Consider the following 13,274-nt stretch of genomic DNA (forward strand, 5'->3'; position numbering starts at 1 on the left):
ACTATCGTGTGAAAACTAAATTTTTTGGCTTCGAAAGTGATTCATCAAAGAGATATCTATCGACGTTGAATGCTTTGATGTCGTTCAAGGTTTTGGCGTTGGTTTCCGCGCAAAATCTTGCCAGTAATCCTCTCGCATGCTTTGTGTAAACTACGATGGTTTTTGGTTTACCATTGCGGATTTCCTTAAATTCGACATTTACGATATGATCTTTTAATTCTTTTTGATCAACAGCTTTAAAATATTCTGTGCTGGCAACATTTAAAAGTATTTCGCCTTTTTTTAATTCAGATTTTAATTCCGCGGTTATTTTATTTTGCCAGAAATCATAAAGATTTTTATTCCTTTCAAAATTAAATGACCGTCCCATTTCAAGTCTGTAAGGCATAATTTTATCTGACGGACGAAGCAAACCGTACAATCCTGAAAGCATTCTGAAATTTTTCTGTAAATAATCAACTGCTTTCTCGTCCAAATTTTCAACTTCCAGGCCTTTGTAAACTTCACCATTAAAAGAATAAATAGCTTGAGAACTTTCTTTTAATGCTGGTTTTGAATTCCATTTTTGATTTCTCTGCCAGTTTTCATCAGCTAATTTTTGAGAAATATCCATTAATTCCATCAGGAACTTTGGATTTTTTGGCCTTAAATTTTTTTGTATTAATTCTGCTTCTTCGATAAATTTTGGTGTGGTACTTCTTAAAGGTGTTTTTAAAGTATTAAATTTCATCAATTTGGCAGGCGAACTTATAATTTTCATTTGATAATTAGTTGAGATAAAAACGTGTTTTTATGATTGTTGAAAGTGGAAATATACCATTTCTCCTTGTAAATGTCAGTGATTTTGGGCAAACATTGCGCCCCGACTTGAGTGGAACTCCTTTTTTTTGCATTTGAAAAAAAAGAGTGGGAACGGAAGGCGGAAATGTGCGCCAAAATAAATTAATAGATGAACATTCGACAAAGTCAAATTGGCGCCCAAATAATTCTAGATAATTCCTTTTCCCTGACGTATGATTTCCGGTTCACCGCTGGTAAGATCAACAATAGTCGACGCAACATTGTCGCCGTAACCCGAGTCAATTACGAGGTCTACAAATTTATCGTATTTCTCAGCGATCAATTCCGGATCTGTAGAATATTCTAAAACATCATCGTCGTCATGTATTGACGTAGAAGCAATGGGATGGCCCAGTTTCTCGACAATCATTTTTGGAACAGAATGGTTTGGAACTCTGATGCCGATGGTTTTTTTGCCTTTGTAAGCGAGCGGTAGATTTTTGCTTGCTTCAAGAATAAAAGTGAACGGACCGGGCAGATGATTTTTTAAAAAACGGAAAACTGGCGTGTCAAGAGCTTTTGTGTAATGCGAAAGATGGCTCAAATCATTACAAATTACTGAAAACTGTGATTTTTCGAGCTTCACAGACTTTAATTCCGCTAATTTTTCCATGGCTTTTAAGTTAAAAATATCGCAACCTAAAGCATAGATCGTATCTGACGGATAAATGATCAAGCCGCCTGATTTTAAGACTTTTACAACTTCGTCCAACAGGTTTTCCTGTGGATTTTCCGGGTAGATTTTTAGGATTTTTGCCATATGTAAATTTACTAATTTCTAAATAATAATAAGAATTTTTCAAAAAAATTTGGAGCGCTAATTTATTATTGTATATTTGCACCACAATAACGCGGGGTAGAGCAGTAGGTAGCTCGTCGGGCTCATAACCCGGAGGTCGCACGTTCGAGTCGTGTCCCCGCTACTACAAAAGAGAATCAGTTTTGATTCTCTTTTTTTGTGCGTTAAACATTTAAGTATTTTAATTAATTTAATGCGCAAAATGCTTTAAATCAATTTATTATAAAAAATTAGTTATTGTCAAGTGCTTTTTTGTAAGCATCAAGTGTTTTGATTCTTGCCTCTTTGTGAACAACCATTGGTTGAGGATAATCTTCTGTACCAAATTCCGGAACCCATTTTTTAACGTATTTAAAGTCAGGGTCAAATTTTTCCTGCTGAGAAGTTGGATTAAAAATTCTGAAATAAGGTGCAGAATCGCATCCGGTTCCTGCAGCCCACTGCCAGTTGCCATTATTAGAAGACAATTCGTAATCCAAAAGTTTTTCGGCAAAATAAGCCTCACCAATTCGCCAGTCGATCAGGAGATCCTTTACCAGAAAACTTGCAGTTATCATTCTTACACGGTTGTGCATAAAACCTGTTTCGTTTAATTCGCGCATTCCTGCATCAACAATGGGAAATCCTGTCTTTCCCTCACACCATTTTTCAAGATTAATTTTGCTTTCGCTCCACTTTATACCGTCGTATTTCGGCTTGAAATTATGCGTAACTACCTTAGGAAAATGATATAAGATCTGCATAAAGAATTCCCGCCAGATCAGTTCTTTCAAAAAAACCTCATTCAGATCTTCTGTCTCAGCAACTATTGCGCGAATACTTTTCGTTCCGAATCTCAGATGAATACTTAATCTTGAAGTTTTATCCGCTGCGGGATCATTCCGGTTTTTATCATAATCCTTTACAAGATCTTTATTTATTTTTTTCGAAGGAAAATGAATATCGGTCTTTTTAAAACCCATTTTTTCTAAGCTAAAATTTTTAGGTTTTAAATCTAATAGCTTGTTAAGGTTTTTCTCTGATGCAAAACTTTTTGGAGGATTTTTCTGAAAATTTTCCAGCCAAATTTTGGAATAAGGCGTATAAATGGTGTACGGCGATTTATCCGACTTTAAAACTTCATCTTTATGAAAAATTACCTGATCTTTAAAGAGATCAAATTCAATATTTTTTTCAGCTAAAAATTTAGAAATATTTTTGTCGCGTTCTATGGCTTGTGGCTCATAATCTTCATTTGCAAAAACTTTAACAATATCAAATTTTGAAGTTAATTCTTCAAAAACTGTTAAAGCTTCACCGTGGTAATATTGAATTCCCTTTCCAGTTTTGTCTAATTTCTCGTTTAAATCTTCAAGCTGATCAAAGATAAATTCAACTCTTGCATCAAATTTTGAAGGCAATTTTGAAAGAATTTCTGTGTCAAAAATAAATATGGGGAGAACATTTTCGTCAGCCGTTAAAGCTTGAAATAAAGCATGATTATCATCTAAACGCAAATCGCGTCGAAACCAAAAGATATTAATTTTATCCGTCATACCATTGATTCCAGTTCCTTCAGGCTTTCACTTTTTTTATTTACGTAGATGGTATTATGAAAAGTATTTAGCTTTTTTAAGTTTTTTAATAGCTCTCCTTTTTCTTCTTTGTCAAGATTTCCACACATGATTTTTGAAACAACAGTGATGTCTTCCATAGAATCTTTGAAAACTTTTCTGCCTTTTTCCGTCACTGAAACACGCACACTTCTCTTGTCATTTTCATCAGGTGTTTCAGAAACAAGATCATTTTTCGTCAATCTTTTTATAATTTCTATACCACTTTGCTTTTCATGACCGTTTTTTTCAATCAACTGAGTTTTAGTTAAAGAATCGTAGTCCATAAGTCGGTATAAATACGTAAAATCTTCATTAACAAGATCTGGATGATTTTCCAAACCTTTTCTTATGAGCTGTTTTCCATATCTTCCCAAAAGCAAAATCTGCTTTGTGATTTCATTTTCGAAGTTATTTACTTTCAAATCAAATTTGTCAGCCAAATTTATAGGATTTTCTTCTTCGTAAGCTTTTTCGTTTAAAAAATGACGAAAATCTTCAACCGTACAGTTGTTTTTATGTGCCTCCTTTTCAAAAGCTTTCACTTCTACAAGAAGATCCATTATTAAATTTATACTCATTTTAATTAGATTTTAATTATTGATTGAAAGATAATTATTTATCTTCACATTTTTTGCGCCAATTTCGTGCATTAAACTGTAAAGACCAAAAAAAGTTCTGTTAATATATATAAAATGTTTTGAACCGCGATTGCCATTCATATTTTTCATCTGCGTGTTTTTTGCATATTTCTGTCCTAAATCTGCAATGTCAGTAAAAAATTTATCATCAGAAAAGTCAAAAAATTCTGCCTGAAGAGGTTTTGTAAAAAGAACCAACAATTCTTTAAAAATTTCTTTAAAAAATTTTCGCTCTGCTGGTGAATCATCTTCACGGATAATTTCAAGTTCAAATAATTTCTTCTCAAAAAACTCTGGATTTTCAAGATTTTCTTTTACTGCCAGTTCAAAATAAGGAATGTAAAACTCATCCGGTACCTCTTTCATACAACCAAAATCAATTGCGATCAGTTCATTTTCAGCATTTACTAAAAAATTACCAGGATGCGGATCAGCGTGCACTTTTCTTAAATTATGCATCTGATACATATAAAAATCCCAGAAAGTTTGTCCAACCTTATTAGCGATTTCTTCGCTTTTATTATTCTTAGAAAATTCTGAAAGTGGAACGCCGTCCATCCAATCCATTGTAATAATGCGTTCGTTGGAATATTCTTGATAATATTTAGGAAATAACAAATTGTCGATGTTTTTACAACTTTCAGCAACTTCCATACTTTGCTTAATTTCTAATATATAGTCAGTTTCTTCCAGCAATTTATTTTCAACCTCTTTAAAGTACTGATCAGAATCTTTTCCTTTAATATTAAACATTCTTATTGCAATAGGCTTTACCATCGCAAGATCGGTCGAAATGCTATCTGAAACGCCAGGATACTGAATTTTTACCGCCAGTTTTTTGCCATCTTTTTCTGCTCTGTGAACCTGACCGATACTTGCTGCATTCACAGAATCTAAACTAAATTTATCAAATATTTCACTCGGATTTTTCCCAAAATATTTGCGGAAAGTTTTCGCGACAAGAGGCGCAGACAATGGCGGAACGGAAAACTGGCTTAAAGAAAATTTCTCAGAATAGGCCTCTGGCAGAATATTTTTCTCCATACTAAGCATTTGCGCTACTTTTAAAGCGCTTCCTTTCAATTCCTTTAAACTGTCATAGATGTCTTCCGCATTATTTTTATCTAAATTTGACTTTGCTTCTTCTTCAGTTTTAGTGATTTTTTCACCGTAATATTTTAAATAATTCACACCCACTTTCGCTCCAGTTGTAATTAACTTAGATGCACGCTGAATTTTGGATGTTGGAATTTTATCTAATGTTTTCATCAATTTTTTTAATTATTTCTAACTTTTTCTTTCCAGATAAATTTACCGAAGTCAAGCAGTTTTTCTAATGGTTTGGTATTTACAAAGTCAAAAGTTGATTCTACAGATTTCTCTATATAAATGTCAGTTTTTTCAAAAGCCGAACTTGTATCGTCTATCCAAAATTTTAATGTTAATAAGAAATTATTCCAAAATAATTCTTCAACACCTTTATTTTTTAATTTTTCAAGTTTTTGGAGACTCGTGTTTTCCAACATATCACTCATGGTATTGATGTCTAAAGTTTTGATAAAATCTAAAAACATTGTTTTCAATTTTGACAATTTTTTTAAACGCTCCATCGGATTTCTGCTTTTCAAGATAACCATTACCAAACTTCGGTTCATGGTTAATTGCTCGAAATATGTAAAATAGAGGCTAAGCAATTTCGTTTTGCTGTCCATTTGCATATAATTTTCATCATTTGCTAATAAAAAAAGGCTTTCTTCAAAGAAATAAACCAAATATTCTTTTTCGATTTCCTCGAAATTAGCAAAGAAAATATAGAACTCGTTTTCAGACATTTCATTATCTTCACAGAATGAATAAACGTTTTTCGGCGGATGATTGTGTCTTAAGATATAGTCAGAATATTTTTTAAGAATCGTTTTTTTATCTATCAAGGAATTTTCCATTTTTATATATTTAATTATTAAACAAAAGTAGTAAAAATATTTTCTAATTTATTAAAAATAGTATATTTTTGTGCTAAGTTATTTTATGAAGAAAGTTATCATCATTGGTTCCGGATTTTCTGCAATTGCATCTGCCTGTTATATGGCAAAAGCGGGTTTTGAAGTAATCGTTCTGGAAAAGAATGAGCAAATAGGAGGCCGCGCTTCTCTCTGGGAAAAGGAAAATTTTAAATTTGATATGGGTCCAAGCTGGTATTGGATGCCGGACATTTTCGAAAAATTCTTCGCAGATTTTGGTAAAAAAGTTTCTGAATATTATGAGTTAAAAAAACTGTCCCCGGGTTACAGGGTTTATTTTGGTGAAAATGATTTTATAGATATTTCAGACGAGCCGGAAAAAATTATCGAGAAATTTGAAGAAGTAGAGCCCGGAAGTGGGAAGCATTTGAGAAAATTTATGTCAGATGCTAAAAAAAACTATGCCATTGCGATGCAGGATCTGGTTTATAATCCAGGAAAATCGCTGTTAGAATTAGTAAGTATTAAAACAGCAGTTCGTTTACCGCTGTTTGTTCAAAACATCAAACAGACTGTTCGAAAAAATATAAAAAATCCTAAACTTCAAAGTATTTTAGAATTTCCTGTTTTGTTTTTAGGGGCAAAACCAAGCGACACACCGGCTTTTTATAATTTCATGAACCACGCAGATTTTGGGATGGGAACATGGTATCCAAAAGGTGGATTTAATGCGGTGGCAAAAGGAATGGCGAAACTAGCGACAGAACTAGGTGTAAAATTTCATGTTAATGAAGAAGTTTTAAAAATAGAAACTGAAAATAATAAGGTAAAAACGATTAAGACCAACAAAGGAAATTATTTCGCTGATATTGTAATTTCTGGTGCAGATTATGCGCACACAGAAACTTTATTAGATGAAGATGTAAAAAATTATTCCGAAAAGTATTGGCAAAAGAAGGTTTTTGCACCTTCTTCATTCTTATATTATGTGGCCTTTGATAAAAAAATTAAAAATCTGGAACATCATAATTTGTTCTTCGATACAGATTTTGAGAAACATGCAGAAGAAATTTATGACGATCCGAAATTGCCGAAAAAACCGCTGTTTTACGCAAATTTTTCCAGTATGACAGATTTAGATCTGGCTCCGGAAGGAAAGGAAGTTGGTTTTTTTCTAATTCCTGTTGCGGTAGATCTTGAAGATTCTGAGGAAATTCATGAGCATTATTTTAATTTAATTTTGGACAGAATAAAAGAAAATACTGGAGAAGATCTTAAACCACTCGTTTTATTTAAAAGAAGTTTTGGAGTTCAGGATTTTAAGGATAGATATAATTCCTGTCGTGGGAATGCTTATGGATTAGCAAACACGTTGCTGCAAACTTCAATATTGAGACCACAGATTGATAACAAGAAAATTAAAAATCTTTTTTACACAGGACAATTAACCGTTCCGGGACCTGGAGTTCCACCGGCGTTGATTTCAGGTAAAGTGGTAACGGATTATATTTTGAAAAAATTTGTTAAATAATAATATATACACAAAAAATAAAAAAATTCACTAATTTTGAAATAAAAGTCGAAAGAAGCGAAAATTGCGCCCCGACTTGAGTGGAAATCCTTTTTTTTGCATTTGAAAAAAAAGATTGGGAACGGAAGGCGGACAAAGGCGCCCAAAAGAATTAAAAAATATTTTAGGATTAAAAAATTGCCTAAATTAAATATAAAGAATGATACAAAATTTGCATGATCAGGTAAGTTTTAGTTGTAGCAAACTGGTTACAAAATCTTATAGCAGTTCATTTTCTCGCGCAATTTTGCTTTTTCCGGAAGAGATTCGGCAGGCGATTTATAATATTTACGGTTTTGTTCGATTTGCCGATGAAATAGTAGATACTTTTCATGATTTTCCCAAAAGAGAGTTGATGGATGATTTTATGAAACAGTATGAAGATGCCATGAACAAAGGGATTTCACTGAACCCGATTTTGCATTCTTTCACGCAAACGGTGAAAAAATATCAGATCGATCAAGGTTTAATTGATGCTTTTATAGATTCAATGTATATGGATCTGGGCGAAATAAATTATCAAAATAGGGCAGAATATGAAGCTTATATTTATGGAAGTGCGGAAGTTGTAGGTTTGATGTGTTTGACGGTTTTTGTAAATGGAGATGTGAAAGAGTTTAAAAAACTGGAGCCTTTTGCGAGAAGTTTAGGTGCGGCTTTTCAAAAAATAAATTTTTTAAGAGATATTCAAGCTGATTTTTTAGTTTTAAATCGGATGTATTTTCCGGGAGTGGATTTTAATAATTTCACTCAGGAAGATAAAAATACTATTGAAAAAGATATTGCCTATGACTTTGAACAAGCATTGATCGGCATAAAAATGCTGCCGATTTCCAGTAAATTAGCCGTGTTTATGGCTTACCGCTATTACATTAATTTATTTAAAAAAATTAAAAATACGGAACCAAAAGTGTTGCTTACAAAGAGAATCCGAGTGAGCAACGCAAGGAAAGCTTATTTAATGTTTGAACTTTTACTTACCAAGAATCTTAATTTATTGTGAAAAAAAAGTTTGGTTTTACACTAATATTTTTAACGATCATGATGCAGGCGCAAAACAGAACAGAATATACCAATCTGATGCTAAAATCTGAAAATTCTGAAGTGGCAACACAACAGTTTTTAACTAAAGCAAAGGAAGATTTCAAAAGCACAAAACTTCCTATTTTCGGGGCTTATATCGGCATTGGAAATCTTTTTATGGCAAAACATGCCGGAAATCCTTTTTCTAAATTATCCTATTTTAAAACGGGGAAAAAATTTCTTGAAAAAGCAGTTTCTTCAGCTCCAGAAAGTTTAGAAATACGTTTTTTGCGGTATACAACACAAACTGAAATGCCTGCTTTTTTGGGCTATAACAAAAATATGGCGGAAGATAAAATATTTATTTTAGACCACTACAAAGATTCAAAAGATGAAGTATTGGTTGAACAGATAAAACAATTTTTAAAAATTTAATTTAATGCAGATTTTACTTTATATATTGACAACTTTGGCCGTTTTTGTAACAATGGAAGGTGTCACGTGGCTTACTCACAAATACATCATGCACGGTTTTGGTTGGTATTTTCACGAAGATCACCATCAGCCGGGATATCCGCACGTTTTTGAGAAAAATGATGCGTTCTTTGTTGTTTTTGCAATTCCAAGTATGCTTTTATTTTACTTTGGAACCTGGCACGGCCTTAATTATTTGTTTTTTATAGGTTTGGGAATATTAATGTATGGAACCGCTTATTTTTTGATACATGATGTTTTAATTCACCGCCGTTTCAAATGGTTTGATAATACGAATAATTATTATCTCAAAGGATTACGAAAAGCGCACAAAATTCACCATAAACATTTAGGAAAAGAGAAAGGTGAAAATTTCGGCATGTTGTATGTGCCGATAAGATATTTTAAAATGTAGAGATGAATTATTACTACATCCTTTTGGATATGTTTTCTTTTTTAGTCCCTTTTGCTTTTAGTTTTGAAAAGAAAATGCTGCATTTTATTCAATATTGGAAGGCGTTTTTCACTGCAATTATTTCAGTTGGCTTATTTTTTATAGCGTGGGACATTTATTTCACTTATCAGGATGTATGGGGTTTCAGTCCGCAATATCTTCTTGGCATAGATATTTTTAGATTGCCGTTGGAAGAGTGGTTGTTTTTTTTATTAATTCCTTATTCCAGTTTGTTCATTCATTATGCGCTGCTTTATTTTTTTCCAAAACCTCAATTAGGCGTAAAACTAACTCAAATAATAACCGTTTTTTTATTTGGAATATCTCTTTATGTTGCCGTTTTCCATCATGATAAAATTTATACATTTTGCAGCTTTGGACTGTTTGCGATTTTAATGTTATTGCAGTTGGTCTTTAAGTACCGATACGCACGACGGTTTTATTTAAGTTTTATTGTTATTTACATCCCTTTTTTCTTTGTTAATAATGCCTTAACTGGCGCATATTCAGAAAGTCCGGTTGTGTATTATAACACTTCAGAAATTATTGGATATAGAGTAGGAACGATGCCTTTAGAAGATAGTTTTTATTGTTTTTCATTGCTCTACGGAATTTTATTGGTCTTTGAATATTTAAAGAATAAGTGGAATTATTGAAAACCTAAGACAAATATCACAAAAGCTTTTATGTACAAAGACAAGTAATACCAATTTTTATTCACAAATATTATTGAAAATCTGCGTGAAAAAAATTAAAAAATTAATTTAAAAAAATGAACTTGAATATTAAAAAACAATCTGGTATTTATACTTTAACATCCGAGCAGATTTTACCGATAAGTTTAGAAACCGCGTGGGAATTTTTCTCTACACCAAAAAATTTAGATAAAATTACGCCTGCGGAAATGAATTTTAACATTACAAATGATCCACCAGACAAAACTTATCCCGGACAAATTATTACTTATAAAATCGGAATTTTACCCGGTATAAAATCTAATTGGGTAACGGAAATCACACAATTAAAAGAGAAAGAATTTTTCGTTGATGAGCAACGTTTTGGACCTTATGCAATGTGGCATCATGAACATCATTTCGAAAAAATTTCTGAATCAGAAACGTTAATGCGAGATCTTCTTAATTTTAAAATGCCATTAGGCGCGTTTGGTGACTTGGTTGCCGGAAAATTAGTTTTAAATAAGGTGAAATTTATTTTTGAAAGTCGATTCAAAATTCTGGAAGATTATTTCTCACGAAAATAATCACACATCAGTATTTTAAAATTATTCGGAAACATTCTAAAAAAAAAAACTTGCCTTTTAGATTTATCTATTTTTTAAATAAATCAATTAAGGCAAGTCTTAAAAGAGAACTCTCTTTTTCATCAATTGTGTTAGAATCGGTAACAAAGGTAGTATCTCAAAAACTTATTTTACTTAACATTTGTTAATTTCCTTTAAGTTTTATTCTTTCTTTACGAATTCTTGATAAATGTACAGCTGAAATATTTAACCAGGAAGCAAGATGTTTGAGTGGAACGACATCCAAATAATATTTAAAATAACTTTCTAAAAAATCATAATTTTCAGCAGCGCTGTTGAAAGTTAATAGATTTTTTATCTTTAATAAATTGACGTAATGCTCTTCCATTACCAGCAAACCGTAAATTGCCCAATCGTGGTATTGAGCGTAAAGTGCCATTAAATTTTCTCTGTCAATCGAGTAAATAAGTGAATCTTCATAGCAGCAAATATCGCAATTACTGGCATTCTGCGTGCTGAAACTTTCATAATCTGTGATAACCGTTTTTTTCGGTTCCAGCCAAATTGTTTTTTCTTCCCCGTTCTTATTTGTAAAATAGCAGCGTGTAACAGAACTTTCGGCCATAAAAATCCTTTTGCATATTTCTCCGGTTTTTAAAATAAAATCGCCGCTTTTGCACTCAGTTATTTGAAATTTATCAACACCTGTCTCTAAAATTTCTAAATTAAAATCTGGTTTATAAGATAGAACAGTTTCCTTTATAAAACTTTTATCTCCATTATTCTTTATCATTAATATATTATTTAAAAGGTCTTTACCTGAAATTACCAAGTTTGGTGTGGGCTTTAAAATTATTTACTCTTAATTTTTTAAATTTTATTTTTTTTATTGACGAGTTTTCGCTTTTATACCTCAAGATCATTTTCAATTCTGCGTGGATGATTTAATGCCAACTGTAGCTGATCTTTATCTAATTGATTTTCCCAGTTTGCAACAACAACTGTCGCGACAGAATTTCCTATAACGTTCGTCAAAGCGCGACATTCACTCATAAATTTATCAATTCCTAAAATTAAAGTCATACCTGCAATTGGGATTTCCGGAACTACTGCGAGAGTTGCTGCTAAAGTGATAAAACCTGCACCTGTAACGCCTGCTGCACCTTTTGAACTAAGCATGGCGACCAAAAGTAAAATGATCTGTTTTTCTAATGAAAGATGAATATTTAAAGCCTGCGCGATGAAAAGCGACGCTAAAGTCATGTAGATATTTGTGCCGTCAAGATTAAAAGAATAACCTGTCGGAATCACCATTCCCACAATAGTTTTGGAACAACCGGCTTTTTCCATTTTTTCCATAAGCGTTGGCAAAGCGGCTTCTGAAGAACTTGTTCCCAAAACCAAAAGTAATTCTTCTTTTAAATATCTTAATAGTTTAAAAATATTAAAACCATTGTACCACGCAACACTTCCTAAAACCAATGTTACAAATAAAATTGAAGTAAAATAAAATGTGGCAACCAAATAAATTAAATTAATAATAGAAGCCAAACCATATTTTCCAACCGTAAAAGCGATTGCGCCAAAAGCACCAATTGGCGCCAATTTCATCAAAATGTGAACAATTTTAAAAATAGGAAAAGACATCATTTGCAAAAAATCTGTCACTTTCTGGCTTTTTTCTTTTGTTAAAACCAAGGCAACACCGAACAAAATCGCAACTAAAAGAACCTGCAAAATATTATCACCAACCAACGGACTTATCAAAGTTTCCGGGATAATATTTATTAAAAAACCCGTCAGCGTCGTTTCGTGTGCTTTTGAAGCATACATTGAAACATCGCCAGAAAGTGTGGCGGGATCGATATTTAAACCTGCACCAGGTTGAACAACATTGGCGACGATCAAACCAATTACTAAAGCCAAAGTCGAAAAAGTGATAAAGTAAATCATTGCTTTTGCTGCAATTCTACCTACTTTTTTTAGATCTGACATGTGCGCAATTCCCAAAGTAAGCGTGATGAAAATAATGGGCGCGATGATCATTTTTACCAGTTTGATAAAAGCATCACCCAAAAATTTCATTTTTTCTCCCAATTCGGGATAAAATTTTCCCAGCAAAATTCCCAGGATAATTGCAATTAGAACTTGTATGTATAATTCCTGGTAGAACTTTTTCTTTTGCACTTTTTCTTTTTAGTTTGTTTCGATTATTTTTTAAAATATTTTCTAATCAATAAATACAGGTTTTTTATCTGAATATACAGTTTCAAGCAAATCTTTGCCTCGAAATTCTATATATAAATATTTATACTTAAAATTTATTTCAATCTTACTTCTCTTACCGTTATATTCAACAAGTAGAAATTTAGTATTTATTGGTATTTCAATTTCTAAAAACTCACTTTTAATTGTATTTTTATTCAAATATAACTGAACACTATTATTGGTTTTAATATTAATTTTTTTATTCACATCATTCTCTGGATAAATATAAAGAAGTAGTTTTAAATTATTTAAATCAGGTTTTATATTTTGAAGTGACTGTTCTGGAATAAAAGTATATCTAACTTTATTCGCAGAACAATTTATAATTATTAATGGTAAAAATATTAGATATAAAAGTTTTATATTTTTCATTTCAAAATAATCATTTTAT

At 31.9% G+C, this 13,274-nt stretch carries 15 protein-coding genes and 1 tRNA gene; 7 read left to right on the forward strand and 9 right to left on the reverse strand.

Translation table 11 applies throughout. From position 1 onward, the window contains the following. Position 1 precedes the first annotated feature (1 nt). Positions 2-760 carry a peroxide stress protein YaaA gene (gene yaaA, locus BM238_RS02840; protein WP_090078662.1) on the reverse strand — a complete coding sequence of 253 codons (759 nt, stop codon included), beginning with the start codon at positions 758-760 and terminating at the stop codon, positions 2-4. A 228-nt stretch (positions 761-988) separates the two neighbouring features. Next, positions 989-1,600 (reverse strand): L-threonylcarbamoyladenylate synthase, encoded by a 612-nt coding sequence (locus tag BM238_RS02845; protein ID WP_090078663.1) that lies wholly within the window; start codon positions 1,598-1,600, stop codon positions 989-991. Positions 1,601-1,690: 90 nt separating this feature from the next. Between BM238_RS02845 and BM238_RS02850 the strand changes: the two genes are divergently transcribed. Continuing rightward, positions 1,691-1,763 (forward strand) — tRNA-Met (locus BM238_RS02850). Between the two features lie 106 nt (positions 1,764-1,869). Here BM238_RS02850 and BM238_RS02855 read toward each other — a convergent pair. Genes BM238_RS02855 through BM238_RS02870 form a run of 4 tightly spaced genes read right to left on the reverse strand, consistent with a single transcriptional unit; the run spans position 1,870 to position 5,815 of the window. Next, positions 1,870-3,174, reverse strand: coding sequence for a cryptochrome/photolyase family protein (locus tag BM238_RS02855; RefSeq protein ID WP_090078664.1), 1,305 nt, complete (start codon positions 3,172-3,174; stop codon positions 1,870-1,872). Continuing rightward, positions 3,171-3,812, reverse strand: coding sequence for a MarR family winged helix-turn-helix transcriptional regulator (locus tag BM238_RS02860; RefSeq protein ID WP_090078665.1), 642 nt, complete (start codon positions 3,810-3,812; stop codon positions 3,171-3,173). Before BM238_RS02860 ends, BM238_RS02855 begins: the two co-directional genes overlap by 4 nt. A gap of 12 nt (positions 3,813-3,824) precedes the next feature. Next, positions 3,825-5,141 carry an ABC1 kinase family protein gene (locus BM238_RS02865; RefSeq protein WP_090078666.1) on the reverse strand — a complete coding sequence of 439 codons (1,317 nt, stop codon included), beginning with the start codon at positions 5,139-5,141 and terminating at the stop codon, positions 3,825-3,827. Positions 5,142-5,149: 8 nt separating this feature from the next. Further along, entirely contained in the window at positions 5,150-5,815 is a 666-nt protein-coding gene (locus BM238_RS02870) for a TetR family transcriptional regulator C-terminal domain-containing protein (RefSeq protein ID WP_090078667.1), read from the reverse strand. Between the two features lie 85 nt (positions 5,816-5,900). Here BM238_RS02870 and BM238_RS02875 point away from each other — a divergent pair, with 85 nt between their 5' ends. The 6 genes from BM238_RS02875 to BM238_RS02900 all read left to right on the forward strand — a co-directional run bounded on the left by BM238_RS02875 (position 5,901) and on the right by BM238_RS02900 (position 10,615). After that, the gene (locus BM238_RS02875) at positions 5,901-7,364 is read left to right on the forward strand and encodes a phytoene desaturase family protein (protein WP_090078668.1); all 1,464 of its coding nucleotides are present in this window, start codon (positions 5,901-5,903) and stop codon (positions 7,362-7,364) included. A 202-nt stretch (positions 7,365-7,566) separates the two neighbouring features. Then, positions 7,567-8,406 carry a phytoene/squalene synthase family protein gene (locus BM238_RS02880; protein WP_090079099.1) on the forward strand — a complete coding sequence of 280 codons (840 nt, stop codon included), beginning with the start codon at positions 7,567-7,569 and terminating at the stop codon, positions 8,404-8,406. Further along, positions 8,403-8,861: a hypothetical protein gene (locus tag BM238_RS02885; protein ID WP_143093338.1), complete on the forward strand. Its 459-nt coding sequence runs from the start codon at positions 8,403-8,405 to the stop codon at positions 8,859-8,861. Before BM238_RS02880 ends, BM238_RS02885 begins: the two co-directional genes overlap by 4 nt. Positions 8,862-8,865: 4 nt before the next feature. Then, complete coding sequence (locus BM238_RS02890) at positions 8,866-9,315, forward strand: sterol desaturase family protein (RefSeq protein WP_090078670.1); 450 nt, start codon at positions 8,866-8,868, stop codon at positions 9,313-9,315. Between the two features lie 2 nt (positions 9,316-9,317). Next, a complete protein-coding gene (locus BM238_RS02895; RefSeq protein WP_090078671.1) occupies positions 9,318-10,010 on the forward strand; it encodes a lycopene cyclase domain-containing protein in 693 nt (230 codons plus the stop codon). A gap of 116 nt (positions 10,011-10,126) precedes the next feature. After that, a complete protein-coding gene (locus tag BM238_RS02900; RefSeq protein ID WP_090078672.1) occupies positions 10,127-10,615 on the forward strand; it encodes an SRPBCC family protein in 489 nt (162 codons plus the stop codon). A 184-nt stretch (positions 10,616-10,799) separates the two neighbouring features. On the opposite strand, the gene BM238_RS02905 is transcribed toward BM238_RS02900, so the two are convergent. From BM238_RS02905 to BM238_RS02915, 3 genes are all read right to left on the reverse strand, one after another. Then, positions 10,800-11,408: a Crp/Fnr family transcriptional regulator gene (locus BM238_RS02905; RefSeq protein WP_143093339.1), complete on the reverse strand. Its 609-nt coding sequence runs from the start codon at positions 11,406-11,408 to the stop codon at positions 10,800-10,802. Positions 11,409-11,521: 113 nt separating this feature from the next. After that, complete coding sequence (locus BM238_RS02910; RefSeq protein WP_090078674.1) at positions 11,522-12,802, reverse strand: dicarboxylate/amino acid:cation symporter; 1,281 nt, start codon at positions 12,800-12,802, stop codon at positions 11,522-11,524. A 42-nt stretch (positions 12,803-12,844) separates the two neighbouring features. Further along, positions 12,845-13,255: a hypothetical protein gene (locus tag BM238_RS02915; protein ID WP_090078675.1), complete on the reverse strand. Its 411-nt coding sequence runs from the start codon at positions 13,253-13,255 to the stop codon at positions 12,845-12,847. Positions 13,256-13,274: the final 19 nt, after the last annotated feature.

This window comes from Halpernia frigidisoli (assembly GCF_900113805.1).
GTDB classification, from domain to species: Bacteria; Bacteroidota; Bacteroidia; order Flavobacteriales; family Weeksellaceae; genus Halpernia; species Halpernia frigidisoli.